This window comes from Rhizobium sp. P38BS-XIX, assembly GCF_012641435.1.
Lineage (GTDB): Bacteria > Pseudomonadota > Alphaproteobacteria > Rhizobiales > Rhizobiaceae > Rhizobium.
In genome coordinates, this window is record NZ_JABAIJ010000001.1 from 910,318 (window position 1) to 936,400 (window position 26,083).

26 protein-coding genes are annotated in these 26,083 nt (G+C 57.9%); 12 read left to right on the top strand and 14 right to left on the bottom strand.

Annotated features, from left to right (window positions below; translation table 11 throughout):
- Positions 1-61: 61 nt before the first annotated feature.
- Complete coding sequence (locus HGP17_RS04425) at positions 62-2,047, bottom strand: AAA family ATPase (protein WP_168806269.1); 1,986 nt, start codon at positions 2,045-2,047, stop codon at positions 62-64.
- 467 nt (positions 2,048-2,514) lie between these two features.
- Here HGP17_RS04425 and HGP17_RS04430 point away from each other — a divergent pair, with 467 nt between their 5' ends.
- The gene (locus HGP17_RS04430) at positions 2,515-3,048 is read left to right on the top strand and encodes a helix-turn-helix domain-containing protein (protein WP_168806270.1); all 534 of its coding nucleotides are present in this window, start codon (positions 2,515-2,517) and stop codon (positions 3,046-3,048) included.
- 216 nt (positions 3,049-3,264) lie between these two features.
- Here the strand turns inward: HGP17_RS04430 and HGP17_RS04435 are convergent, their stop codons facing one another.
- Positions 3,265-3,897 (bottom strand): MarC family protein, encoded by a 633-nt coding sequence (locus tag HGP17_RS04435; RefSeq protein ID WP_168806272.1) that lies wholly within the window; start codon positions 3,895-3,897, stop codon positions 3,265-3,267.
- A gap of 227 nt (positions 3,898-4,124) precedes the next feature.
- Here HGP17_RS04435 and gyrA point away from each other — a divergent pair, with 227 nt between their 5' ends.
- Positions 4,125-6,917 (top strand): DNA gyrase subunit A, encoded by a 2,793-nt coding sequence (gene gyrA, locus HGP17_RS04440; protein ID WP_168806274.1) that lies wholly within the window; start codon positions 4,125-4,127, stop codon positions 6,915-6,917.
- A 153-nt stretch (positions 6,918-7,070) separates the two neighbouring features.
- On the opposite strand, the gene HGP17_RS04445 is transcribed toward gyrA, so the two are convergent.
- From HGP17_RS04445 to HGP17_RS04455, 4 genes are all read right to left on the bottom strand, one after another.
- Entirely contained in the window at positions 7,071-7,961 is an 891-nt protein-coding gene (locus tag HGP17_RS04445) for an NAD(P)-dependent oxidoreductase (protein WP_168806275.1), read from the bottom strand.
- Between the two features lie 214 nt (positions 7,962-8,175).
- Positions 8,176-8,310: a hypothetical protein gene (locus tag HGP17_RS33895; protein WP_281412742.1), complete on the bottom strand. Its 135-nt coding sequence runs from the start codon at positions 8,308-8,310 to the stop codon at positions 8,176-8,178.
- Between the two features lie 38 nt (positions 8,311-8,348).
- On the bottom strand, positions 8,349-8,507 hold the full coding sequence (locus HGP17_RS04450; RefSeq protein ID WP_168806277.1) for a hypothetical protein: 159 nt from the start codon (positions 8,505-8,507) through the stop codon (positions 8,349-8,351).
- A 90-nt stretch (positions 8,508-8,597) separates the two neighbouring features.
- The gene (locus HGP17_RS04455; protein WP_168806279.1) at positions 8,598-8,822 is read right to left on the bottom strand and encodes a hypothetical protein; all 225 of its coding nucleotides are present in this window, start codon (positions 8,820-8,822) and stop codon (positions 8,598-8,600) included.
- 201 nt (positions 8,823-9,023) lie between these two features.
- Here HGP17_RS04455 and coaD point away from each other — a divergent pair, with 201 nt between their 5' ends.
- The 7 genes from coaD to HGP17_RS04490 all read left to right on the top strand — a co-directional run bounded on the left by coaD (position 9,024) and on the right by HGP17_RS04490 (position 14,877).
- The gene (gene coaD / locus HGP17_RS04460; protein ID WP_168806281.1) at positions 9,024-9,536 is read left to right on the top strand and encodes a pantetheine-phosphate adenylyltransferase; all 513 of its coding nucleotides are present in this window, start codon (positions 9,024-9,026) and stop codon (positions 9,534-9,536) included.
- 29 nt (positions 9,537-9,565) lie between these two features.
- Complete coding sequence (locus tag HGP17_RS04465; protein ID WP_168806283.1) at positions 9,566-10,138, top strand: peptidylprolyl isomerase; 573 nt, start codon at positions 9,566-9,568, stop codon at positions 10,136-10,138.
- 139 nt (positions 10,139-10,277) lie between these two features.
- A complete protein-coding gene (locus tag HGP17_RS04470; protein WP_168806285.1) occupies positions 10,278-10,778 on the top strand; it encodes a peptidylprolyl isomerase in 501 nt (166 codons plus the stop codon).
- A gap of 74 nt (positions 10,779-10,852) precedes the next feature.
- Positions 10,853-11,938, top strand: coding sequence for a tRNA preQ1(34) S-adenosylmethionine ribosyltransferase-isomerase QueA (queA, locus tag HGP17_RS04475; RefSeq protein ID WP_168806287.1), 1,086 nt, complete (start codon positions 10,853-10,855; stop codon positions 11,936-11,938).
- 6 nt (positions 11,939-11,944) lie between these two features.
- Positions 11,945-13,075 (top strand): tRNA guanosine(34) transglycosylase Tgt, encoded by a 1,131-nt coding sequence (tgt, locus tag HGP17_RS04480; RefSeq protein ID WP_168806289.1) that lies wholly within the window; start codon positions 11,945-11,947, stop codon positions 13,073-13,075.
- 242 nt (positions 13,076-13,317) lie between these two features.
- On the top strand, positions 13,318-13,743 hold the full coding sequence (locus HGP17_RS04485) for a VOC family protein (protein WP_168806291.1): 426 nt from the start codon (positions 13,318-13,320) through the stop codon (positions 13,741-13,743).
- A 249-nt stretch (positions 13,744-13,992) separates the two neighbouring features.
- A complete protein-coding gene (locus HGP17_RS04490) occupies positions 13,993-14,877 on the top strand; it encodes a cell wall hydrolase (protein ID WP_168806293.1) in 885 nt (294 codons plus the stop codon).
- 174 nt (positions 14,878-15,051) lie between these two features.
- On the opposite strand, the gene HGP17_RS04495 is transcribed toward HGP17_RS04490, so the two are convergent.
- From HGP17_RS04495 to HGP17_RS04515, 5 genes are all read right to left on the bottom strand, one after another.
- On the bottom strand, positions 15,052-15,474 hold the full coding sequence (locus tag HGP17_RS04495) for a DUF4864 domain-containing protein (protein WP_168806295.1): 423 nt from the start codon (positions 15,472-15,474) through the stop codon (positions 15,052-15,054).
- Positions 15,475-15,557: 83 nt separating this feature from the next.
- On the bottom strand, positions 15,558-16,823 hold the full coding sequence (fabF, locus tag HGP17_RS04500; RefSeq protein WP_168806297.1) for a beta-ketoacyl-ACP synthase II: 1,266 nt from the start codon (positions 16,821-16,823) through the stop codon (positions 15,558-15,560).
- Between the two features lie 17 nt (positions 16,824-16,840).
- The gene (locus HGP17_RS04505; protein ID WP_168808084.1) at positions 16,841-17,347 is read right to left on the bottom strand and encodes a helix-turn-helix domain-containing protein; all 507 of its coding nucleotides are present in this window, start codon (positions 17,345-17,347) and stop codon (positions 16,841-16,843) included.
- A gap of 138 nt (positions 17,348-17,485) precedes the next feature.
- On the bottom strand, positions 17,486-19,387 hold the full coding sequence (locus HGP17_RS04510; RefSeq protein WP_168806299.1) for an ABC transporter ATP-binding protein: 1,902 nt from the start codon (positions 19,385-19,387) through the stop codon (positions 17,486-17,488).
- A 2-nt stretch (positions 19,388-19,389) separates the two neighbouring features.
- Positions 19,390-21,279, bottom strand: a complete 1,890-nt coding sequence (locus HGP17_RS04515) for an ABC transporter ATP-binding protein (RefSeq protein ID WP_168806301.1) — start codon at positions 21,277-21,279, stop codon at positions 19,390-19,392.
- Positions 21,280-21,512: 233 nt separating this feature from the next.
- Between HGP17_RS04515 and HGP17_RS04520 the strand changes: the two genes are divergently transcribed.
- Entirely contained in the window at positions 21,513-22,169 is a 657-nt protein-coding gene (locus HGP17_RS04520) for a dihydrofolate reductase family protein (RefSeq protein WP_168806303.1), read from the top strand.
- Between the two features lie 19 nt (positions 22,170-22,188).
- Here the strand turns inward: HGP17_RS04520 and HGP17_RS04525 are convergent, their stop codons facing one another.
- Complete coding sequence (locus tag HGP17_RS04525) at positions 22,189-23,058, bottom strand: LysR family transcriptional regulator (protein WP_205925787.1); 870 nt, start codon at positions 23,056-23,058, stop codon at positions 22,189-22,191.
- Between the two features lie 105 nt (positions 23,059-23,163).
- Here HGP17_RS04525 and HGP17_RS04530 point away from each other — a divergent pair, with 105 nt between their 5' ends.
- Positions 23,164-23,388, top strand: a complete 225-nt coding sequence (locus HGP17_RS04530) for a DUF1127 domain-containing protein (RefSeq protein ID WP_168806307.1) — start codon at positions 23,164-23,166, stop codon at positions 23,386-23,388.
- Between the two features lie 278 nt (positions 23,389-23,666).
- On the top strand, positions 23,667-24,521 hold the full coding sequence (locus HGP17_RS04535; protein WP_168806310.1) for a D-alanyl-D-alanine carboxypeptidase family protein: 855 nt from the start codon (positions 23,667-23,669) through the stop codon (positions 24,519-24,521).
- Between the two features lie 241 nt (positions 24,522-24,762).
- Here the strand turns inward: HGP17_RS04535 and HGP17_RS04540 are convergent, their stop codons facing one another.
- Together HGP17_RS04540 and HGP17_RS04545 are read right to left on the bottom strand one after the other, a co-directional pair.
- The gene (locus HGP17_RS04540; protein ID WP_168806312.1) at positions 24,763-25,257 is read right to left on the bottom strand and encodes a YbaK/EbsC family protein; all 495 of its coding nucleotides are present in this window, start codon (positions 25,255-25,257) and stop codon (positions 24,763-24,765) included.
- Complete coding sequence (locus HGP17_RS04545) at positions 25,254-26,081, bottom strand: MBL fold metallo-hydrolase (protein ID WP_168806314.1); 828 nt, start codon at positions 26,079-26,081, stop codon at positions 25,254-25,256. The genes HGP17_RS04540 and HGP17_RS04545 overlap by 4 nt, the downstream gene beginning before the upstream one ends.
- Positions 26,082-26,083: the final 2 nt, after the last annotated feature.

Sequence of the window (26,083 nt, forward strand, 5' to 3'; positions counted from 1 at the left end):
GCATGCCAAGCGGCCTTCTTCTTCGGTCGAAACCTTGTGGTGGGTCAGGGGAGGGCAGCAGCTAATGATTTGCTGCTGCCGGAGTTTTCGTGCCGCGTGGCCAGTAAGCCTCCAGCTGCCTTGCGTCCAAACGCTTTTGCTCGACCAGGGCGTCAGCAATTTTCAGTAGGCTCGGCTTCAGCCCGTCGAGTATCTCTTTTGCTCGTTGATGCTGTTCGCGAAGGATTTCACCTACCTCCTCCCTCAAAGGTAGGTCTTCCCAGAGCTTGGCGGCGTTCGATCTGTCGATGGAACCTGGCAGGAAAAACAATGAGTCTCCGAAAGCGTGTTCAGCCACCATTTGCACTGCCAATTGGGTTGCAACGGCCAAGTCACTTTCCTTGGTTCCGGAGGACCAATTTGCACGATGCCCGAAAACGAGGTCTTCGGCTGCAGCGCCAGCCAAGTTGTACGTTATCATCTTCATCGTATCCCACCGGGTGACGAATTCGGACGGGTGGAATTTGGTCAACGTTGTGCCGTGTGAATCTACAAGTGACGCGAAGCTTTCTACGTTGTCATAGATTTCGACGTGTTCGACCTTACCGAGCAGCAACGCGCGGGCGATAACGGCATGCCCCGCCTCGTGCACCGCCACACGGTAAAGGGTCTTCGCGTCGAGTGGAGGCGTTGGGCGTATCACCGCCTTCAGGTCCAGGATGGTGACGTCCCTTTTTTCTCGCCTTGCCCTCCGGCGTGCTTCGCGCCCCAGTCTTTCAAGATCGGCTCCGCTTTTGCCTGGCAGCCGAGTACCGATTTCTTTTAAAGATGCCTCGGCGGCCAAAGTCGGCAAGTGAAAAGCTAAAATCTCCGCCCGAGATGCAGCGTCGGGCATTGGGAAGTGGATATGCTTTTCCAAACGTCCGCTCCGCAGTAGCGCCGGGTCAATTCGTTCCGGGAAATTGCAGGCACCAATTACGATGACGCCCTCGCGATCAACGATCCCGTCAAGGCATTCAAGCAAGGCGTTGACGACTGTCGTCGAGTAGGTCTCATGCCGCGATGGGAATTTTGCACGGTCACCGATGGCGTCGAATTCGTCGATGAAAAGCAATGAGGGAGCGTTTTCCTTTGCTGCATCGAAGGCTTTGTACATTGCTTTGAGCAAATCACCGAGATCACCATCTTTAAAACTCTGCCATTGCGCAACCGAGGCAGCCTCAAGATGCATACTGCAGTCAGCCGCGAGCGCGGCCGCGAAGCGGGTTTTCCCCGTGCCCGTTGGGCCAAAAAACAAGCATCCTTTATCTATTTCAGACCACGGAAGACGACCCTGCCTCCAATCATCCAGATCGCGCTTCAATGTTTCGGCCCAAGTGCTGGCCTCGCCAAACCCTCTCTGAACGTCAAGGTGCCGAGCTTGACCAGAACCATCTTGCCGTTTTGCGGAAACCAGTTTCGCAGCCGCGCTGGCAGCGGATCGTTTGGGTCGGAAGATAGCTTCCATGCGCTCGGATGGTTGCGCAGCAATCACCGCCGCCTCTCGTTCCGACAGGCTTCCACACCCTCGTAAATGGCTCAATGCTCTAAGGTGCGTGACGTCACAAGTTTGAAGCTGGTCACAAACTGTAGCCGCAAGTTCGAAATCCTCATGAACAGCTGAGCCTTCATGGGTAAAGATAATCAGCTTCTCGCCGGATGAAAAAAGCTCGGCGGGGTCGACTTCCCAACCTCGCCGATGTTTCGATGTTGGGTGGACACAGAGTTTTACCCCCTTTTCACCTTTGAGGATGAACTTTGCCGCTTCGTGAACATCTTCAAGCTGCCATCGGCGCGGCACACTGAAGATCGCGACACAAGAGGGCTCGGAGAGGCAACCGATATTTTTGCGGAAGAGCCTGACAAGAGAGCAGTACGACAAGTATTCAGTTGCAGATTTCCTGGCAATCGCCGCGTTGTTACGCTTAGACCGGCGAAACTCGCCAGTGCGAGCGCTCTTTAGTTGATCAGAAACTCCCTGCAGTTTGAAGATGAACTTGTCAAGGTTGTCAACGAGAGCTTTGTCCATTTGATCGTACCTCATCGGATCAGCCAAGGAGCCCTTGGGGGAAATGGTACCAGCGGCTCAACGTCCTCGCCAATTTCCGCTTTCCGTCGAAGTAGAAAAGCTCGCTGGTGATGCCAGGGCCATCCTTGATTTGCGGGTGGCCGGACATCTCTCCGATGAGGCAAGGCACAGACCGTTTGGCCAGCATGCAGTTGCGAATTACCACGGCGTCGTCAGGAGCAGGAAAGTCGTCAGGTGACGCTAGGCATTCAAGGTCAGTCAAAAGCGACCGCAGTCGTGGGATAAGCACACTGGAGGGAGTTCCAAGCCATTTGTCCATAAATCTCACCATGATTCGTTTGCGCTGATTACAAGAAGCAAAAAATATGATTCGCGACTCAAAATCAAAGAAAAATGATGCACAGGGGCTATAAATGACGCACAGCGAATATTGTTGACATTTCCTTGGTGGAGCGTTTTTTCGGGCTATGAATCCGGTAATTCCGCTACTGAGAGCCGCCCGATTTTTGCTTGGATGGAGCCAAGCGGATGTCGCATCGGCTCTTAATATAAAGCCGAAGACAATTCAGCTGATCGAGCGCGGAAAGTACAAGCTGCTGCCCCGCGAGGCTTGGATACTTAAAGCACACTACCAGGGGGCACTGGTTGAGTTCACCGACGCTACTGCCCACCACGGCGCTGGCGTGCGCTGGAGCGTGCCGGGCATCAAGATGGCAGACGGCACACTTGACCACTTCGGCGGCCGCATTGTCAGATCAGCTCGGGGACTGGTTGATCTTAGCCAACGTCAGCTTGCAGAAATAGCTGAAATCGATCCGAGTTTTATCGCTCGACTTGAAACCAACAGCTACGGCGCTTTGAACGAGGCAACGCTAAAAAAATTGGAAGTAGGATTGCGATCCTTGAATGTCGAGATGACACCGGAAACGTCGTTGGTCGGCGCTGGCGTTAGATGGGTAACAGCTCCGTCGGAAGCGGCATTCATATGTAAAGATGAGTGACGTAGATTTTCCCGAAACTAAAATGTAAACTAACATGCCGATAAAGGGCGATTTCATGTCGTTTGTTTACAAACGCGACAATACCGGAGAAAATTCAGTCGTAACCGCCTAATTCGTTTATACTCTCTCTCTCAGTTTACAGATGTGTTCCGCCTTTCCATTTTGAGAGCGCAGGTCGAACTCAGTTTTCAGGAGCCCGCTTTATGGCGGGCTTTTTCATGAAAGAGCGAGTGCTGCTCGCGCGCCATCGACGACGAACTGGGCTGCCAACGCGGCAAGAATGACCCCGAGCAGACGGGTCAGGATCGCGCGGCCGGTTGCACCGAGCATACGGTCAAGCCTGTCCGAAATAGCGAGCGCAGCAAAGACGAGGCCGAGGTTGACGGCGATGACGCCGATTAGCTGGGCGCGATCGAGGGTCGTCTGCAGCGATCCGGCGAGCAGGATCGTGGCGGAAATAGCACCGGGGCCGGCGATCAGGGGCAGGGCAAGCGGAAACACCGCGATGTTGCGGATGTGATCCTGGGTAATGGCGACTTCCGTCGTCTTTTCCTTTCGATCCTGTCGTCGCTCGAATACCATCTCGAAGGCGATCCAGAAGAGCAGGAGACCACCGGCGATGCGGAAGGCGCCGATGGAAATGCCGAGAACGCCGAGGACGCTCGCGCCAAAGAGCGCGAAGGCCGCCAGGATGAAAAAGGCGATCAGGGAGCCGCGCAGCGCCACCTGCTTCCGCTCCGAGCGGTTCATGCCAGCAGTGAGACCTATGAAGAGCGGCGCAAGGCCGGGTGGGTCGACGGTGACAAGCAGAGTCGTGAAGGCATTGATCAGCGTGTCTGAGCTCGCCATATGATCCCCGGAAATGGTTCTTGATCGTCGTTTTCGCCCATTGTTATGCGAGGAACGGGCTTTCGCAAAGCGCATTGCATCGTTATAGGCGAGATCCGCCACGGAAATGTTCGATTTCATGGCTTAAAAGGGCAAAAGCCTGTTCAAAAACATCGGGCTAAATTGGCGCTCGCCAGGCCTTTCGGCTATAAATTTCACAGTGATTCTAAAAGAGATCGTGATCTGTTTTGACTGAGCAAACACCACCCGGTGGCGGGAAGCTCCCGCCAGGCATCGAGCCGATTTCCATCATGGAGGAAATGCAGCGGTCGTATCTCGATTACGCGATGAGCGTAATCGTCAGCCGCGCGCTTCCCGATGTCCGCGATGGTCTCAAGCCCGTTCATCGGCGCATCCTCTACGCTTCGCACGAAAGCGGCTATCACTGGAACCGCAAGTATGTGAAGTCGGCCCGCCCAGTCGCCGACGTGATGGGTCAATACCATCCCCACGGCGATGCCTCGATCTATGACGCTCTCGTGCGCATGGCGCAGGATTGGTCGATGCGCGTCCCACTCATCGACGGGCAGGGTAATTTCGGATCCATCGACGGCGATCCGCCGGCAGCGATGCGTTACACGGAATCTCGCCTGACGAAGGTCGCCCACGAGCTTCTTGAGGATATTGACAAGGAAACGGTCGATTTTCAGGAAAACTACGACGCGACAACGGAAGAGCCCAAGGTCCTGCCGGCGCGCTTCCCGAACCTGCTCGTCAACGGCTCGGGCGGTATCGCCGTCGGTATGGCCACGAACATCCCGCCGCACAACCTCTCCGAAGTGATCAACGGCTGTATCGCGCTGATCGACAATCCCGCGATCGAGCTACCGGAGATCATGGAAATCATCCCCGGTCCGGATTTCCCGACGGGCGCCAAGATCCTCGGTCGCGCCGGCATCCGTTCCGCCTACGAGACGGGCCGCGGTTCCGTCGTCATGCGCGGTGTTGCGACCATCGAGCCGATGCGCGGCGATCGCGAGCAGATCATCATCACCGAAATCCCCTATCAGGTGAACAAGGCGTCGATGATCGAGAAGATGGCCGAACTGGTGCGCGAGAAGCGCATCGAGGGCATCTCCGATCTGCGCGACGAATCCGACCGCCAGGGCTATCGCGTCGTCGTCGAGCTGAAGCGCGATGCTAACGCCGACGTCATCCTGAACCAGCTCTATCGCTACACGCCGCTGCAGACCTCCTTCGGCTGCAACATGGTGGCGCTGAACGGCGGCAAGCCGGAGCTGATGAACCTGCTCGACATGCTGCGCGCTTTCGTGACTTTCCGCGAGGAAGTCATCAGCCGCCGCACGAAGTACCTGCTGCGCAAGGCGCGCGAGCGTGCCCACGTCTTGGTCGGTCTGGCGATCGCTGTCGCCAATATCGACGAGGTCATTCGCGTTATCCGCCAGGCGCCGGATCCGCAATCGGCTCGTGAAGAGCTGATGACGCGCCGCTGGAATGCAGTGGATGTTGAATCCCTTATCCGGCTAATCGATGACCCTCGTCACCGTATCAACGCGGACGGCACCTACAATCTCTCGGAAGAGCAGGCGCGTGCGATCCTTGAACTGCGTCTGGCACGTCTGACGGCTCTCGGCCGCGACGAAATCGACGAAGAACTCAATCAGATCGGCGTCGAGATCAAGGATTACCTTGATATTCTTTCTTCGCGTGCCCGCATCCAAACTATTGTAAAAGAAGAGCTTTCTGCTGTTCGTGATGAATTCGGAACGCCGCGCCGCACTGAGATCGTCGACGGTGGCCTCGAGATGGACGATGAAGATCTCATCGCTCGCGAGGACATGGTCGTCACCGTTTCGCATCTCGGCTACATCAAGCGCGTGCCGCTGACCACCTATCGTGCGCAGCGTCGCGGCGGCAAGGGCCGCTCCGGCATGACGACCCGCGACGAAGATTTTGTTACCCGGCTATTTGTTCTCAATACGCATACGCCGGTTCTCTTCTTCTCGTCGCGCGGTATCGTCTATAAGGAGAAAGTCTGGCGCCTGCCGATCGGCACGCCGACGTCGCGTGGCAAGGCGTTGATCAACATGCTGCCGCTGGCACCCGGCGAGCGTATCACCACGATCATGCCGCTGCCCGAGGATGAGGACAGCTGGGATAACCTGGACGTCATGTTCACCACGACGCGCGGAACCGTGCGCCGCAACAAGCTGTCGGACTTCGTGCAGGTAAACCGCAACGGCAAGATCGCGATGAAGCTCGAGGAAGAGGGCGATGAAATCCTCTCCGTCGAAACCTGCACTGATCGCGACGACGTCTTGATGACGACGGCACTCGGCCAATGCATTCGTTTCTCCGTTTCGGATGTTCGCGTCTTCGCTGGTCGTAACTCCATCGGTGTTCGCGGCATCACGCTTGCGTCCGGCGATCGCATCATCTCGATGACCATCGTGCGCCATGTCGATGCGGAACCTTGGGAACGCGCGGCATACCTCAAGCGCTCGGTCAGCGAACGTCGCTCGGCAACGGGCGAGGATGAGGAAATTGCACTGGTCGGCGAAGAAGTCACCGAAGAGGGACAGCTGAACGACGAGCGTTATGAAGAGCTGAAGGCGCTCGAGCAGTTCGTGCTGACGGTCTCTGAAAAGGGCTTCGGCAAGCGATCGTCTTCCTATGATTTCCGTATCTCGGGCCGTGGCGGCAAGGGTATCCGCGCCACCGACACCTCGAAGACGGGCGAAATCGGCGAGCTGGTTGCCGCCTTCCCGGTTGAGGATGGCGATCAGATCATGCTCGTTTCGGACGGCGGCCAATTGATCCGCGTACCGGTCGGCGGCATTCGCATCGCCAGCCGCGCCACCAAGGGCGTCACCATCTTCTCGACCGCCAAAGATGAGAAGGTTGTTTCGGTCGAGCGGATCAGCGAGCCGGAAGGCGAAGACGATGCAATTGTCGAGGACGACAACGTCGCCGACGAAACTGGTGAAGCCAGCGGTGGCGAGGGCGCCAGCGAGGAATAAGCACGCAGCATGTCCGCGAATGATGATGGTGGGCAGTTCGCCCGCCATCAAGCCGGCACTGGAAGCTTTCATGATCACCCAAGCCCGTTTTGAAAGCAGGCTTGGGTGATTTGGTTTTTAGTTCGCGTTGGTTTTGTGTGAGGTCTGCCGCCGCTATTGCGACGGTTTCCCGGTAGCGGACAATGGAAGCAGGACCTCCGGACTTCCCTGATCCATTTGCGCAAGGATTTCCTCAGGGCCGAAGTGTGCCCGCCATCCGAGGGTATGATTGGCTGACGTCGAAGCGTAGATCCGGTCTATGCTTTGCGGCAATGTCCAATGTCTGCGGTCAAATTCCGCAGCAAGGGCAGGGGCTCTCAGCCTGATGATCGAGGGCGCGTTGGTCGCGAGCGCGTCGCGATCCTCCAGCTCGAAAGGCGTGGTTGCCGAAACAATATGTCGTTGAAAGTGGTCGCCATCGTTGATCAGAGCGGCTGCGTGGGCATCAGCGACATCGCGTATGTCTATGCCGCGATGCAGTCGGTAGACGGCCATGACATCGGCTTGCTCGGGGAAGCTGCGAGCCATGCGCAAAACGCGCACCTGAAAATCCGGACCAGCCAAAGTCTGAACAATTCGCTCTGCCGTCAGCTTCGTGCGGTGATAGATCGTCCTTGGGTGCGGTTCTGTCTGTTCGTCCAGCCATGTGCATTGGTTAAGAGCAACGGCATGGCCGTAGAGTGCAGTGGTGCTTGTAAACACAAAACGCTTGATGCCGGCAGCGATTGCCGCCTCGGCCAGAAGGCGCGTTCCTTCGACATTGATCCGCCAAAACTCATCGTCGCTTATCGTGCCGACATGCGGCGCGTGCAACGCCGCGCAATGGATCACCGCGTCCGCACCCTGCAAGACGTCGCGTAGAATGGCTCCATCCGTGAAATCGCCAACGAAACGTGTGGTGGCGGAGGGTGAGCGATCGATACCCAGGATTATGTTGTCATCAGCCAAGGCGTGGAACATGGCGCGGCCGAGCCGTCCGGAACTGCCGGTCAAAACAATGCGCATGCAGATCCTCCACCGAATTTTCTCTCAGCCAAACATATTGAAGCGCACATTGCGCTTTATGTCACGAAATCAGGCGGTTGTAGCAATATCGGAGAGGGGCGGCGAGACAATGATTATATTGCGATGGCCTTGAAATGGAAAACCGGACGCTGGCGGCGTCCGGTTTTAGGTCCATCAAAGCTCTTGGCGGGCAAAAGTGCTCGGTACGCGGATATCAGAGCGTCTTGTGGCGCTTATGCAGTCTCTTGCTCTCTTCGCTTTCGCGATGGAGTGCCGAAATGGTGGACGCGACGGATACGACAAACATGATGCTGATAAAAAGCGTAAGCACCGTCAAAATCGTGAACATGATCGCTCCCTCCTTGGTGGGACTAGCGTTCAGATCCCTTAGTATTGGCTCGTGGTGACGAAAGGACGAGCCGAAGCAAAGGGACCGTAAACCTTCGACTGGTCTGGTTTCTGATCGTACAGCGCGACGGTTGCGACGAGCATTCCCGAAATCATGGTCATCCAAACAGCGTTAATAAGGGTGATCTTCTGGGGCATGTTCATCTTCCTTCTTGCCGCAACGTGCAATCTGATTTCGGTTGTTAAACGCGGCGGTTCGCAAATGGTTCCGCCGATGTTGAGGGGGTATTAGCAATGCGCTCCTGAAGCGACTTTGAATGCCTTGTTCATCTGGCGTTCAGATTCGCGATGTGTTTTGCGCATGGCAGTGATGATTTCTTGTGCAGAATCCATGTTGTCTGGGGTTTCAGACGCGGAAACCCATTCGATCTCGTAATTGTCCGCGAAAAGCTGAACGAGATACTCGACCAAAAATGAACAGATGATCGCGCCTGTAACAATAAAAACCAACATGGCCGCTTATTCCTTGAGCCTGACGTCGACGGGCGTTGAAATAAGCTCGTTTCGACGTTGTTTGCAGTAAAGCATTCCCGATCTGAAACAGGCTTGAACGTCGCGTTCATCTACCGTTCAGAGCTGGCCGTCAGGTTGCAAATGACTTGCGAGATAGTTCCATCCATGACAAAAGGCGTCGAAACAACGAGCCGGCTTGGTATGACGACAGCCTTTTATCCCGGATCCTTCGACCCGATGACCAACGGACATCTGGATGTCCTCGTGCAGGCGTTGAATGTCGCCGCAAAGGTCATTGTTGCCATCGGCATTCATCCTGGCAAAAAGCCGCTCTTCTCCTTTGACGAAAGAGCGGAGCTGATCCGACGTTCGCTTGCCGATGCCTTGCCGCAGAAGGCGGGCGATATTTCTGTCGTCGCTTTCGATAATCTCGTCGTCGATGCGGCGCGTGCACATGGTGCAACTCTTTTGGTCCGGGGCCTGCGCGATGGCACCGATCTCGACTATGAAATGCAGATGGCCGGCATGAACCGGCAGATGGCGCCGGATATCCAGACGCTTTTTCTGCCGGCCGGCACCGCGTCCCGGCCCATAACCGCCACATTGGTGCGGCAGATCGCATCCATGGGCGGCGATGTCAGCGCCTTCGTGCCACCGGCGGTTCTTCAAGCCCTGACTGGCAAACTCAAAGATACGGCCAGCGCCAAAAGCTGAGCTGAAATTCATTTCCGAACGGAGCACCCATGAAACTCTTTCATATCGCATTGGCAGGCTTCCTGGGCCTCGCCGCTCTCGCAGGCAGCGCATTCTCGGCCGTAGCCGCCGATCTTCTGACGATCCAGCTGAAGGATGGCCCCGTGGTCATTCAATTGATGCCGGAAGTTGCTCCGAAGCACGTCGCCCAGATCGAGGCGCTGGCCAAAAAGGGTGCGTACGATAACGTTGTATTCCATCGCGTTATCGATGGCTTCATGGCCCAGACGGGCGACGTTCAGTATGGTAACGCTTCGAAGGGTTATGATCCCAACAGAGCCGGCACCGGTGGCTCCGACCTGCCCAACCTCCCGGCTGAGTTCTCCAAGGTTCCATTTGCGCGCGGCGTTGTCGGCATGGCCCGTGCACAGGATCCTAATTCCGCTAACTCGCAGTTCTTCATCATGTTTGCTCCGGGCGACTCCTTGAACGGCCAGTACACGGTCGTCGGCAAAGTCATCTCCGGCATGGAGCTGGTCGACAAGATCAAGCGTGGCGAAGGCCAGAACGGCGAAGTTACCAACCCGGACAAGATGATCAAGGTAACCGTCACCAAGAAGTAATTTCACTGGCGTGATCCCCGAAAGTGCGTTGTGGTTTCGGGATAAGATCATGTCATGTCAAAAGGCATGATCCCGAGGGGCACCGAGCGCTTCTCGTCAGGGATCACGCGCAATCAAAAAGAGAGAAGAGGAAACGAACATGGCTGAGATCAAGGATCCAGAAAACACCCTCATCCTGGAAACCACCAAGGGCCAGGTTGTCATTCAGCTTCTGCCGCAGGTCGCTCCTGATCACGTTGCCCGTATCAAGGAACTTGCTCGCGAAAAGGCCTATGACAACGTTGTGTTCCATCGCGTCATCGATGGCTTCATGGCGCAGACTGGCGACGTCGAGCATGGCAAGGCCGGTGGCAACACCGCGCGCGCCGGCACCGGCGGCTCCTCCAAGCCCGATCTGAAGGCAGAGTTCTCCGCAACGCCGCACGTTCGCGGCACTTGCTCGATGGCTCGTTCGCAGAACCCGAATTCGGCCAACTCGCAGTTCTTCATCTGCTTCACCGATGCACCTTGGCTCAACAAACAGTACTCGGTTTGGGGGCAGGTCATCTCCGGCATGGAATTCGTTGACCAGATCAAGCGCGGCGAGCCGGTGAAGGATCCGGATTCGATCGTATCCGCTCGGGTTGCCGCCGACGTCTGATCGTGATTATTCCTGAAACCCGCCTCTTGCGCTTTTGGCGTGGGGGCGGGTTTCGCTTTGCCTGGATGAATTGAATGCGTGTTGACCTTTTCGATTTCGATCTGCCGGATGAGCGCATAGCGCTGAGGCCTGCAGAGCCGCGCGATAGCGCGCGCCTGCTTGTCGTTGACCCGAACAATGGCTTGACTGCGCTGAGCGATCACCAGGTGCGGGATCTTCCGTCCTTCCTGCGTCCCGGCGACGCCATGATCTTCAATGATACCAAGGTGATCCCGGCGCAGCTTGAAGGCATTCGTCACCGTGAAGGCGCGCCTGGCCAGCAAGTTTCCGCAACTCTTCACATGCGCACAGCCCCCGATCGCTGGAAGGCTTTCGCAAAGCCCGGAAAACGCATCAAGATCGGGGATCGCATACAGTTCGGTCACGGTGAGAATGTCTGCGTGCTCGGTTCGCTCGACGCCACGGTCGAGGAAAAGGGCGACGGTGGCGAGATTACGCTGCGGTTCGATCTGTCCGGTCCGGCTCTCGACGAGGCCATTGCCAGCGTCGGGCATATTCCGCTCCCGCCCTATATCGCGGCCAAGCGCCCGGAAGACGATCGCGATCGCGCCGATTATCAGACGATCTATGCGCGCGAAGAGGGTGCCGTTGCAGCCCCCACCGCCGGCCTGCATTTCACGCCGGCGCTGTTTGCCGCTCTCGATGCTCTTGGCGTCGAGCGGCATTTCGTGACGCTGCATGTCGGCGCCGGCACCTTCCTGCCCGTCAAGGCCGACGATACGGACGATCACAAGATGCATTTCGAGATCGGCTATGTCGATGCTGCGACGGCCGAAAGGCTGAATGCCGTCAAGGCGAGGGGCGGGCGCATCATCTGCGTCGGCACGACCTCGCTGCGGCTGATCGAAAGTGCGGCTGCTGACGACGGTACTATTCAGCCTTGGCAAGGCGCCACGGGCATTTTCATCACGCCCGGCTATCGCTTCAAGGCCGTCGACATGCTGATGACTAATTTCCACCTGCCGCGCTCGACCCTGTTCATGCTCGTATCGGCCTTCGCAGGCCTCGATACGATGCGCGCGGCCTATACCCATGCTATCGAGACGGGCTATCGCTTCTATTCCTATGGCGATGGCAGCCTGCTCCACCGGAAAGACTAGAACGAAATGACAGAGAGCTTTCAGTTTCAATTGAAGAAGACCGATGGCGGCGCGCGCCTCGGTGAAGTCTCCATGCCGCGCGGAGCGATCCGTACGCCGGCATTCATGCCCGTCGGCACGGTCGGCACGGTCAAGGCGATGTATCTCGACCAGGTGCGCGAAACCGGCGCCGACATCATTCTCGGCAATACTTATCACCTGATGCTGCGCCCGACGGCAGAGCGTGTCGCCCGCCTTGGTGGCTTGCACCAGCTGATCCGCTGGCCGCATCCGATCCTCACCGATTCCGGCGGCTTCCAGGTGATGTCTCTGTCCGGCCTGCGCAAGCTCGACGAGCAGGGCGTGACCTTCAAATCGCATGTCGACGGCAGCCTGCATCACATGTCGCCTGAGCGCTCGATCGAGATCCAGGGTCTCCTCGGCTCCGATATCCAGATGCAGCTCGACGAGTGCGTCGCGCTGCCGGCGACACCGAAGGACATCGAACGCGCCATGGAAATGTCGTTGCGCTGGGCGGAGCGCTGCAAGGTGGCCTTCGGCAACCAGCCCGGCAAGGCGATGTTCGGCATCGTCCAGGGTGGCGACGTCCCGGAACTTCGCGTCCGTTCGGCGCAGGCGCTGAGCGGCATGGACCTGAAGGGCTACGCGGTCGGCGGCCTTGCCGTCGGCGAACCGCAGGAAGTTATGCTGCGCATGCTCGATATCACGCTTCCAGAATTGCCGACGGAGAAGCCGCGTTATCTGATGGGTGTCGGAACGCCGGACGATATTCTGAAATCCGTTGCGCGCGGCGTCGACATGTTCGACTGCGTCATGCCGACCCGCTCGGGTCGTCACGGTTTGGCCTTCACGCGCCGCGGCAAGGTGAACATCCGCAACGCCCGTCACGCTGAAGACATGCGCCCGCTTGACGATCAATCGAATTGCCCGGCCTCGCGCGACTACTCGCGCGCCTATCTGCACCATCTTGTCCGCGCCAACGAGGCACTCGGCGGCATGCTGCTCTCCTGGCACAATCTCGCCTATTATCAGGAACTGATGCAGGGCATCCGTCAGTCGATCGCGGAAGGCCGCTTTGCCGATTTCATGGCCGAGACGCAGGAGAACTGGGCGAGGGGCGATCTCGAGCCGGTGTGAGTAGTCAGGCTCGCGTATTGCTGCACGATCTTGCTCCTATCGCCATTTCGCGCTAACAGAAGCGTGTCGAAAAAGGCAGGGTTGGTTTCGGTAGGCCCAACCCCTTCCGGTCTGGAAGTTCTGCTCCTAGCCATTGGTGATGAGAGCCCGCGACGCGGAACTTGACCATTGTGGTCGAGTGTCTCGCGTTGGCGTGCCGTTTCGACCGACATGTCTCCGCGGGACAGCCTTTTGGAGCTGTCATGAGACTGAACCATCTAGATCTGCATGTCCCCGATGTCGCCGCGACACGGGATTTTTTCGTTTCCGTTTTCGGCCTGACTGAGGTGGAAACGCGCGGCGCAGACGGCCTTGCCATTCTTCGTGACGATGCCGGGCTCGAGCTCGTTATCAGCCGACCCGTCGAGAAGTTCGGCGGTGCCGATACCGTCTCCGTCGGTCGCAATACCTATCATATCGGCTTCATGCAGCCATCTCGGGAAGCGGTCGATCTATTGTTCGAACGGGCGAAATCGGCCGGTTGCGAAATCTGGAAACCGCCTTCGGCCATACGCGGCGGTTGGTCGTTCTATTGTTTTGCGCCGGGGCAAATCCTCGTCGAGGTCGGCTGGCGCATGGACCTCGCCCTGTTGGTAAATCATTTATTATCGATTGACGGCTATGCTTAATTAACATCGTTTTGAGCCGGCTGGAGCGGAATTGCCCGAAGCAATTTCTGCTCTCAGTCGTTTCAAAATGAGCCTGGCGACAACAAAGCATTGGGAAAAATAGCGAATCGGAATAAACGGTCCGTCCGCCATTGAAACTATCATTGGCTGATTTGATTGCGTTGACGCTTGGAATTTTAGAAAAATCCGGCTAAAACGCATTCTCTTGTCGATAAGGGCTGTACTACCGAAAATAGGAGGCACTTGCCGTTGAGGGCGCAACGCAAAATCGGGGCATGTCTTTCGGGGCTATTGGTTGTCGGCTTGGCCGCCACCGGCTGCACGACGACGCAGAAGACAACACCGACCCCACGCAATACCACGAAGCCCATTCGTGGTGCCAAAGTTACCTATAACTACACGATAAAAGACAAAGACTGTCTCGAACGTGCGATGTACTTTGAATCGGAACGCTCGGATCCCGGTGGCTACATGGCAGTCGGCACGGTCGTCATGAACAGATTGACCTCCGGTGCCTATCCGCCCACGATCTGCGGCGTGGTCTCGCAGGAGAAGCAGTTTGCGCCCGGCGTCATGACCAGGGAAGTCAAGGATCAGGCAAAGCCGGATCTTGAAGTCGCTGCATCCGCCATCTTGCGCGGCGCGCGACATCCGCAGGTGAAGGACGCCATGTTCTTCCATACCGAAGGCCTGCGCTTCCCATACGACAACATGCACTATGTCGCTTACGCCGGTGGGAACGCTTTTTACGAAAAGCGTGGCCGCGATGGCGAGCTTCAGACGCCTGCGCCGCTTCCGGCCTATGAGGTTGCGATGAATTACGTGCCCACGCAGGGTGCGCCGCAATCGCCGTTCGTCTTGCCTGAGACGCAGCCGTTCCAGCAATCGGAGCCATCGGTTGTGAGCTTTACGCCGGTGAACAATCCGAGCGTGACCATGCCGGCCGCAGCGTCGGTCATTCCGACCGAGGTTCCGATCCCGACGCCCGCACCGACCTCGATGTCGATTTCAGGCCCGATCACGGATGAGAATGCTTTTGCCAATCCGGCCCCGGTTTCGACAATTGTAATTCCGAAGCCTCGCCCGGAATTTCAGAGCAACAGCATAGCGACAGCCTCGAGAGTTCGAGGCTGATAAGGCTTACGGCCTCTCTGCGCGGCGCGTATCGTCTTCACGATGAACGCGCCGTTAGAGCAATTTCAGGAAAAGTGCGCAGCGGTTTTTCGTCCGAAATTGCGCGAAAACAAAGAGCTAGAGCGGTTCAGGGATTCCGTGAAGAGCTGAACCGCTCTAGCCTCTGATCTTCAATCAGATGCCTTCACTCGTCGTGTTGCGGAGTATCTGCACGCCATTGATCTTGTAGCTGCCATCCGGCTGGCGATTGATCTGATAGATTGCGGTCCAGCTCTTGTCATCCGTCCCTGTGATCAACACTTCCTGGTAGACGACGGCGCCGTTGTCGATCGCGCGGCTTTTTCCGAAAGCATAGTTGCCGGGATGATAGACCGGCTCATAGTTCTTCTTCACCATCGCAAAGAAGCTGTTCTGATCGGGGAAGAGCGCTTTGATGCCGGGCGCGGCGAAGGAATAGGCGGCCGCTGCATCATTATGCAAAAAAGCTTGAATCTGTTGCTCGATGAGGCCTTGCGCGGCCTGCACCGGCTCTTCCGCTCGGGCAGCGCCGGCAAACGCGGTGAAGCAGAGGAAAGCGGCCAGAGGCAAAGCGCGCATGTCTATCTCCGTCGATCTGACGAACCATAGCGCGCTTCACCGTTTTTCAGAAGCGGTTCCTTCCTGAAAGATTGCGACGTGCTTCAGTGCCAGCGGCGGAACAGGGCGCTTGCGTTGACGCCGCCGAAGCCGAAGCCATTGGAAATAGCGTATTCCATGGCCATGGGGCGCGCTTTTTCGCCAACAAGATCGATGCCTTCGGCCGCCGGATCGGGGTCCTGTAGATTGCGGGTCGGCGGCGCGATCTGGTCGCGCAGCGCCATGATCGTGAAGATCGCTTCCATGCCACCGGCTGCGCCGAGAAGATGGCCGGTCGCAGCCTTGGTGCCGCTGACGGCGATTTCGCCGTTGCGGCCGAAGACTGTCTTGATGGCTTCCATTTCGCCGTGATCGCCGACGGGCGTGGACGTTGCATGCGCGTTGAGATGTTTGACCTCGGAAGGTGAAATTTTCGCCTGCGCAAGTGCCGCCAGCATTGCGCGTCGCGCGCCGTCGCCATCCTCCGGGCCGGCCGTCATATGATAGGCGTCAGCCGCCGTGCCGTAACCCACAAGCTCGGCGAGGGGCGTTGCACCGCGAGCCAGCGCGTGCTCCAGCGTTTCGATGACGAGCATGCCCGCGCCTTCGCCCATGACGAAGCCGTCGCGCGCGCTGTCGAAGGGCCGGGATGCCTCGTCCGGCCTATTGCTGAACCCGGTGGAAAGCGCGCGGGCTGCGGCAAAGCCACCGAGGCTAACCTTATCGATACAGGCTTCCGCACCGCCGCAGATCGCGACATCCGCTTCGCCGGAGCGGATCAGACGAGCGGCATCGCCGATGGCCTGGACGCTTGCAGCACAGGCCGTGACCGGCGCGCCAAGCGGACCTTTGAAACCATAGCGAATGCTGATCTGGCCGGCCGCAAGGTTGACGAGGAAGGACGGGATGGTGAACGGCGATAGGCGCCGCACTCCGCGCGTCTCAGCCGCGCGAACCGCATCTGCGATGGCCGGAAACCCGCCGACGCCGGATGCGATGATCGTGGCCGTGCGTTCCAGATCGGTAAGGCCCGTTGGCTGCCATCCGGCCTGAAGGATAGCCTCTTCAGCCGCGGCCATCGCAAACAGAATGAAGCGGTCCATCTTCTTCTGGTCTTTGATGGGCACGTAGCGGTCGACGTCGAAGCCGGCTTCCGCGTCTTCTTCAAGACTTGGAACCACGCCGCCGACTTTGGCTGAGAGGTCGCTGACTATCTCATCTGGCAGCACCCGTAGGCCGGACTGCCCGGCGATCAGCCGCTGCCAACTTGCGTTGACGCCCACACCCAGCGGTGAAACCATGCCCATGCCGGTCACGACGATACGATCCATATCTTGCTCCTATTCGATCAGGCGTCGAAGCCCAAAAACCATGCCTTCATCTGAGCGATACGCTCGTGAACGGCTTCGTCGGCCGCCGGCCCAGGCACCAGGATGGTGTCTTCTGGAGAAAAGGCGCGGCCGGTCACTCTATCGATCAGCAGAGGATCTCGATCCTCTCCCGTGTTCACATCGGCAAGCCGCATCGCGACCTCTTCGGCCGGCATGTGCTGATTGCCCCAGGTGAAAAGCGCCATCAGAACGGGGAAGAAATCACGCCCTTTGGTTGTCAGCACATACTCGTAGCGCGGCGGTCGCTCGTTATAGAGCCGCCGATCGAACAGACCTTCCTCGGTCAGATGCTTGAGCCGTCGCGTCAGGATATTCGGCGCGATACCGAGATTCTTCTGGAATTCATCAAACTTGCTCAGCCCCTGAAACGCATCCCGCAGGATGAGAATGCTCCACCAATCGCCGACGCTTTCGAGCGAGCGCGCCGCGGGGCATTTAACTGTGCTGAAGTTTGTTCTCTGCATGGCGAGGCGAATAGCATGAGTAACTATCATTATGCAAGTTACTATCGAGAATGATCTATCGAGGTGCTCCGATCGCAAAAAAAGCTCGCCTTCCAATGGAAGGCGAGCTCGGTGCTGATTGAGCTGAGATTGGGATTCTTAAGTCTGCGATTCTGCCGGCACGGTCGCCGTGACCTCGTCGTCGGGAATGTCGTCGAAGGACGCATAATTGAGGTTGTAAAGCTTCGAATAGAGCTTGCCGTTGGCCATGAGCTGATTGTGATTGCCGCTCTCGATCAATTGTCCGTTCTGCAACACGATAATGCGATCAGCCTCCCGAATGGTGGCGAGGCGGTGCGCGATCACGAGACCCGTTCGGCCCTCGAGCAGCTTGACCAGCGCCTTCTGGATCAGCATTTCGGTGTAGCTGTCGATATTGGCCGTGGCTTCGTCGAGCACCAGGATCTTCGCATCCGCGACGAGAGCGCGGGCGAAGCTGACGAGCTGACGCTGGCCGAGCGAAAGACCGCCGCCACGCTCGCCGAGAACGGTATCGTAGCCCTGCGGCAGGCGCATGATGAATTCATGCGCGCCGACCGCCGTCGCAGCCTCTATCACTTCGTCGCGTGTGGCTTCTTCCTTGTTATAGCGAATGTTTTCCAGAACCGTGCCCGTGAACAGGAACGGCTCCTGCAGCACCATAGCGATCTGCCGGCCGAGCGAATCCTGGGTGAGGGAGCGGACATCGTGACCGCCGACCAGAACCTCTCCCTGCTGCACGTCGTAGAAGCGATGGATGAGCGCCATCGAGCTGGATTTTCCTGAACCGGTCGGACCGATCAACGCCACCGTTTCTCCGGGATTGACGCGGAAGCTGACGTCCTTGAGCACGGGATGTTTGGGATCGTAACCGAAGACGACGTTGCAAAATTCGACGGAGCCATCCATCGAGCGCGGCAGCTCCAAGGCGTTCGGCGCATCCTTGATGTCGATCGGTACGTCGAGCACCTCCGTTAATCGCTGACCGGAGGCCATGGCGCGCTGCATGACCGAATACTGCATCGTCAGCGACCGGATCGGATCGAAGAAGCGCTGAATGTAGAACAGAAAGGCGACCATGATGCCGACATCGAGCCGGTGGTTCAAGACCATCGAGCCGCCGACGATGATGACGATCGCCATGGCCATGCCTGTCAGCGTATCGACGATCGGCACCATGATCTGCGCATAGCGCGCCGCCGTCAGATGCGTCTTGAGATTGGCATGTGCCTTGTCGTCGAAAAGCGCAAAATTCACGCTCTGGCGATGCATGCCCTGGACCGCGCGCACGCCATGGATCGCTTCTGCCAATGCGCCATTGGTGATGGAATTCGTCTCATGCGCATTCATGAACGCGACACGCGCTTTCGGCAGCCAGAAGAGCCGGACGATGAAGAGGATCGGCATGACGGATAGCGTCAGCAGGCCCAGCCGGAAATCGAGCGTCAGCATCACCACGACAATGCCGAACAGTAACGCGATGTCACCGACTGAAAGGACTGACGTTTCAAGGAATTCCTGCATGGAGTTCACGTCGCCCTGCAGGCGCGACATCAAGCGTCCGACTTCGGTCTTGTCCATGAAGGAGAGGGAGACGCGCTGCAAATGCGCGAACATCGCCCGACGGATATCGAACAACACCTCTTCGGCGACCTGGCCGACATAGGTCTCCTGCACGTAGCTTGCGCCGTAATTGACAATGATCGCCGCCGTGAAGATGCCAAGCGAAAGCCAGAGCGCCGAATAATCGGCGGCACCCGGCGCCATCGCGCTATCGATCGCGTGACGAATGACCAGAGGGATAACGATCTGGGATGCTGTGAAGAGAAGTACGGCAACGACAGAAATATAGATCTGGCGACGATAGGGGCTGACGAAGGCCCAGATACGGCGAATGATCTTGGTATCGAAGACCTTGCCGAAAATCTCCTCTTCGACGCGGTGCGAGCCGACGACGGCGCGGGGAGGGCGACGACCATCCTCGCGCACATCGTTGCGCTCGGTTTCCGTAGTTTCCGACATTGTCAGACCTCCCTTTTCGCTCTGGCGAGCGTACCGCCCGATGTCCTGATGACATCGTCCTCCGGGCGTACCTGCAAATCGTAAAGCGCCTTGTACCGCCCTCCAGCGGCCAAAAGCTGCTCATGAGTGCCGCGCTCGACGATCTCGCCGTCCTCGATGAAGAGGATCTGGTCGGCATGCATCAGCGAGCTAAGGCGGTGGGCAACGATCAGGGTCACCCGGTCGCGGGCAAACCGCTTCATGGCGCTGCGAATGCGCTGCTCCGTCGCCGCGTCGATCGCGGCAGTGGAATCGTCAAACACCATCACGGCGGGCTTCAACATCAAAGTCCGCGCAATCGTCAGACGCTGACGCTGGCCGCCAGAGAGCGATACGCCGCGCTCGCCGACGACGGTGGTATATCCTGCCGGAAGGCCGAGAATGTAGTTATGCAACTGAGCGGACTCGGCGGCGCGCTCGATGCGGCCTTCCTTTGCCCACGGGTCGCCATAGGCAATGTTGTTTTCGATGCTTGTGGTGAACAGGAACGAATCCTGCTGCACGACGGCAACGTTCTGTCTGAGCGACTGCAGTGTCGCCTTGTCGATATCCTGTCCGTCGATCGTGATGCGGCCCGAAGTGACATCGTAGAAGCGCGGGATCAGGTGAGCGATGGTGGACTTGCCGCTGCCCGGCGGTCCGACGATCCCGATCGTCTCGCCACGTCGCGCCTCGAAAGAGACATTACTCAGCACTTGCCGCTTTTCCGGACCCGGATAGCTGAAGCTGACATTGTCGAAGCGCAAGGTGCCTTCGGTCACGACGAGCGGCTTTGCGTCAGGCGCGTCCTTGATCGGAATATCGAGATCGAGCAGCTCAAACAAACGCGAGCCGCAGGTGGATGCGCGTGCGAAAGCGTTGACCATCAATCCGAGCTGGCGCACCGGCATCTGTAGGATTGTCATGAAGGTCAGGAACGAGGCGAGCGTGCCCACGCTGATGCTGCCGGCAATCACCTTCAAGCCGCCGACCCAGAGGACGAGGCCCATCGAGATGAAGAAGGATAGGTTCATCGCGCTGGTGTTCATGACGCGAATGCCGACACGACGGTGCGCAAGCGTCAGTGCATTGTGCGATGCCTCGTCGAATTTCATGATCTCATGCAGCTGGGCCGCAAAAGCACGAACGACGCGGATGCCGCCGAGATTTTCTTCCATGACGCGCGTGAGCACCGAAAGGCGCTCCTGCAGATCGAGCCAGGTGGCGCGCAGACGAAGCTGCGTTACGGAGGACCGCCAGGCTACGAAAGGCACGAAGCTCAGCGCAAGCAGGCCGAGGACCACATCCGTCGATAGCAGCATGTAGGCGCCGACGCCGATCAGCATGGTGAGCAGCACAGTGCGCACGAGAGCGGTGGAGAAATACATGCGCACGCCTTCCAGATCGAGAAGGCCAACGGTGATCAGGTCGCCGGAATGCACTTTGTCGTGGAAGCTGAAGGAGAGCTGCTGGATCTTCTCGTAACAGGCAAGCCTGAGTTCGTAGCCCATATGGTGGACCACGGACTCGCTGTAGTAGTTTTGCACCATCGTAAACAGGCCGCGCAGAACGCTGACCACGAGCAGAAGAAGCGCTGTCGTCATCAGGGCGCTCTCGGCGATCTGGCCTGCCGCACCGCCGGCAACCGCCGTTTGCGTTTGGTCAACGGCTCGACCAAGCAGGCGCGGTATCGTCAGCTGCAACGTTGCAGCTACAAAAGTTGCCCCAATCGCGAGGCTGGTTTGCCAGGGATGTCGCACCGTCATGTGGGTGATGCGCACGATCGTCGAGAGACCTCGCCCCCAACCGGCCGCATTGACATGCGCTTGCGAAACCAAAGACTTCGCCGCGCTTCTTGATGAATCGCTGCTCACGCTTTTTATCCAGGTATTTTCAAAACGAGGCGGCCCGGAAATCGGGTTCGTATCTCACGATGTCTATTGATGGGATGAATTTTGCCGATTCCGTGACCACGTTCAAGAGTCAATTGGTCACAAGTCCCACGCGAACGTTAGATTGCGTGTTCGAAAAAAAAACGAAAGAGGGTGTCGGAACGGCGAAAGGCGAGACGTCCTTTGTCCGAGACCCAAACAGCACGGAGGAAATCATGCGCAAGGTCATAGCAGCCACATTCGTCAGCCTCGATGGCATCATGCAGGCGCCCGGCGGACCCCAGGAAGATCCAACCGGAGGCTTTCAGCATGGCGGATGGACATTCCACTATTTCGACGAGGCGACCGGCAAGGCGCTTTTCGAGGTCTTCGAGAAACCATTCGACCTGCTGCTCGGACGAAAGACCTACGATATATTTGCCGCTCATTGGCCGCATGCGGGCGATGACGACCCCATCGCCAGGCAGTTCAATACGATCACCAAATATGTCGCGACGCGCGGAGAGGGGAAGCTGGCCTGGAACAATAGCCGTTCGCTCGGCCCCGACGTCGTTGCGGCTATCAAGCAGTTGAAGGCAGGCGAGGGGCCGGATTTGCTTATCCAGGGTAGCAGCGATCTCATCCAGACGCTGCTCAGCAACGGCCTGATCGACGAGTTCAGCATCCTCACGTTTCCGCTTCTACTGGGCGGCGGCAAAAAGCTGTTTGGCGACGGCACAATTCCATTGGCCATGAAACTGCTGCGCACGCAGATTTCCCCGACCGGCGTCATCATGGCGACGTATCAGCCTGATGGACCTGTCAAGACCGGCTCGTTTGCCCTGCCTGATCCTTCTGAGGAAGAGGTCGAGCGCCGTAAGCGTCTCGACTAAGCCTCGGTACGATCGTGCCTCAGACTTCGCGAAGACACCTTATGACTTCGCGAAGTCCCTTGGTCAGATGCTTGTCCCGGCGCATCGCCATACCGAGTTCACGCACAAGCCGTGGGCGAACAGGCGATGTTGTCAGGACAGCCGAACTGCCGCCATTCACCGCCATGCTCGGCAGAATGGACCAGCCAATTCCGGCCGCCACGAGTTCCTTGATGGCCTCGACGCTGCCGAATTCCATGGCAGGTTCTGCCCGGATACCCGCCGCCATGAACCAGTTGTCGGTCGCGCGCCTGGTGTTTCCACCTTCATAGAGCATCAGCGTCTTGTCTCTCATGAATTCCGCATCCGGACCCGCTGTCGGCATTGAACTGCCTTTCGGCGCCACGGCCAGAAGCTCGTCGTGATAAAACGGCTCGATCTCGAGCGAACGGCCGGAGGCGGGCAGGGTGACCACCGCCAGGTCCAGCCTGTTGGCTTCGATATCGCGCAATATGTCGTCGGTATTTCCGATGCGAACGATGATCTCCAACCCCGGCATGCGCTTCTTTGCGGCGGCAATCGCTCGAGGTAGCAGGTGAATCGATGCTGTGCCGCCGCTGCCGATGCGAACGCGGCCAATCGCCCCTTCGCGATAAGGCGCCATTGCCTCTTCGGCTGTCGCGCAACCTTCCAATATGCGGCGTGCATGCTCAAGCAGTTCCAAGCCTGCGGGAGATGGTTGCGCTCGCCGGCCCACACGCTCGATCAGCCGCACGCCAAGGCGCTGCTCCAACAGCTTTACCTGCAGACTAACGGCGGGCTGTGTCAGTCCTGCCTTCTCTGCCGCTGCGGTAAAGCTGCCAAGATCGATAACGCTGACAAAGGCGGCCAGTTGATCGAGGTTCAACATCAAAAGAATTCCTTATGCATTGCATAGGAATCATAAGCTTCATTCACAAGAAGCGCCAGTGCATCCTGATCCCATCTGAAATGTGGGTAATCGGAGACTGGGCAGATGGCGATCGATACGGAAAGAATGGCGGCTGTGATGCCCGCTGCGGGCAGGGGCGCAAGCGGCTCAGGACTATTAAAGCGCAGCTGGGCAGCCTTCCAATCCTATCTGGAAAAGAGAAGAACGAGGCGGGATCTGCGTGAGCTGACAGACAGTGAGCTTGTGGATATCGGTGTCACACGCGCGGAAGCGCGGATCGAAATCAGCAAATCGTGGTTTTGGAGCTGAAGGACCTTAATATATTGAAAAATTGGATAATTATCTCAATAGCTCTCGAGAATTTTGAATGCAGGCGTTCTGATTCCTGAAATTATGCCACGTCAGCCGAGGTTGGCACCCATAAAGCGGCCCGGGAAAGACCTTCACATAAATCTTTTTTCATGGCGTCGTTCTTGTTTCCGCCATAGATTTGCCCGATCCATCTCTCGCGAAAGCTGCCGGCTGCCTCATTCGGCCCTCGCTCTTCGCCTTATCCCGAAAATCAATCGAAGAGACTGCAAAAATCCATGCTCAAGACGACCTCCTTGCTCCTCGCAACGGCAATCTCAGCCGCATCGTTTTTCGCTACCGTTACGATGGCGGAAGCCGGGCAGGCCAGCTATCTCGTGGATGCAAAGAGCGGCCAGGTGCTGGAGGCGACAAACCAGGACGAGCTGAACTATCCCGCGTCGCTGACGAAGATGATGACGCTCTATCTCGCATTCGAAGCCTTGCATGACGGCCGGCTGAAATGGGATCAGAAGCTGACCATGTCGGAAAATGCCGAAAGCAAGGAACCGTTCAAGCTCGCCGTCGGCGCCGGCCGTAAAGTGACCGTACGCGAAGCTGTGGAAGGGATTGTCGTTCTCTCCGCCAACGACGCTGCGGTGGCGATCGGTGAGCAGCTGGCCGGCAGCGAAGATGCATTCGGCAAGATCATGACCGAAAAGGCGCATAAGCTCGGCATGAGTAACACTGTCTTCAAGAATCCATCGGGCCTGCCGGATCCGGAGCAGATGACGACGGCGCGTGATATGGCGACACTCGGCGTCTCGCTGATGAGGGACTTTCCTCAAGAGTTCAAACTTTTCTCGATGCGCGGCATCAAGTTCCGCGGCATGAAGCTGCGCGGCCACAATAATCTGATGTACCGCTATGCCGGCGCTGACGGCATCAAGACCGGCTATACCGATGCGTCCGGCTACAATCTCGTGACGTCGGCCACAAAGAACGGCCGCCGCGTCGTCGGTGTCATCATGGGCGAGAAGACCGCTGAAATCCGCGACGACAAGATGGCGGTCATGCTCGATACGTATCTGACACCAGCCGGAGCGACGGCCACGGTGTCGACGAACGCTGCGAAGCAGAGCTCGGCAAACTGAGAATTGCCTCTATCGAACGGTTGATCGCCGCGCAAATTGATGTGCGGTGAGGCGGACATAAAGCCAAATCGGCTGGCCCTCTGATCCATGTACAAATATCAGATAAGATAGATTATGGAACTAAATCGTATAAGGCTGAGTGATGGGATCTCAGCTTTCTTTGTGTTTTTCAGATAGTTAGCCGAGAGATCCATAAGCGCCGCTCCAATGCTCAGATGCTCTCCTCAGCCCATCCGCGTGCTTAGCCGCTTGCCTTGATGCGGATAACCTTGGCTGCGATCTTCTCGGCCAGCGTTGTCGGATTGCAGGCGAAGATGCTGTCCGGTCGTCCAGCGGCGCACCAGACCTGATCGTAACCCAGCAGGCTCTCGTCCATGAAGACAGGCAGATCGACGAGATGGCCGATCGGGCCGACGCCGCCGATGGCAAAGCCGGTTTCGTCGCGGACACGGTCGATATCGGCCCGCTTCAGGCGAACTCCATAGTTTGCCGCAATATAGGCCGTGTCGGCGTTATGGGCGCCGGAGACGAGAAGCAGCGTCAGCCTGTGCGTGTCGGCGTCAACGAAGACCAGCGACTTGACGATCTGGCCGATATCGCAGCCGGCCGCCTTGGCAGCTTCCTCGGCTGTCCGGGTCGATTGCTCCATACGCTTGATCAGAATGTTGAGATGCAGATTGCGCGCGGCCTGTTCGACACGCTCCAGGCTCGAAAGCTTCTTGCCGTCTTCGCTCATAACTCGTCATCCTCCACGTCGAGTTCGATCTGCATCTGGTCGTAGGCCGGCTCGACATGATCCGGCGTTTCCGCCAGCACGGTTTCATAATCGAGCGGTGTATGCATATGGGTCAAGATGGCGTGCTTTGGCTTGAGCCGCTCGATCCAGGCGAGTGACTGTTCCAGCGACAGATGGCTTGGATGCGGCCGATACTGCAGGGCGTCGATAATCAGCACGTCGAGATTTTGAACTTTTTCAATCGATTCCGGCGGGAAGTCACTGATATCGCTGCAATAAGCGAGTTTACCGATCCGGAAGCCCAGCGAATGAATATCGCCGTGCGTCTGCTTGTGAGGCCAGAAGCGGATGGGACCGCCTGCCCCATCGATCACAAAGCTTTTATCGAGGCTTTCGATCAGCACGGGACGCACGATTGGCGGATAACTGCTGCCGGGCGGCGTTTCCAGGCAGTAGCGAAAGCCCTCGCGAATGCGGTCCATCGTCGGCGCATCGGCATGGATGGGTATGCGCTCATGCGAGATATGGAAATATCCGCGCAGGTCGTCGATGCCGTGAATATGGTCGGCATGCGCGTGAGTATAAAGCACGGCGTCAATCGAGCTGACGCCGGCGCGGATCATCTGCTCACGAAAGTCCGGCCCTGTATCGATGACGACCGTCGTGATGCCGCCATCGGGTGCGATCTGTTCAATGAGAAAAGCCGCGCGCGTGCGACGGTTCTTGGGATTCTTGGGATCGCAATCGCCCCAGTCACCGGTGATGCGGGGAACGCCCGGCGACGATGAACAGCCCAAAATGGTGAAGCGTCGCCGGTATGTCACGC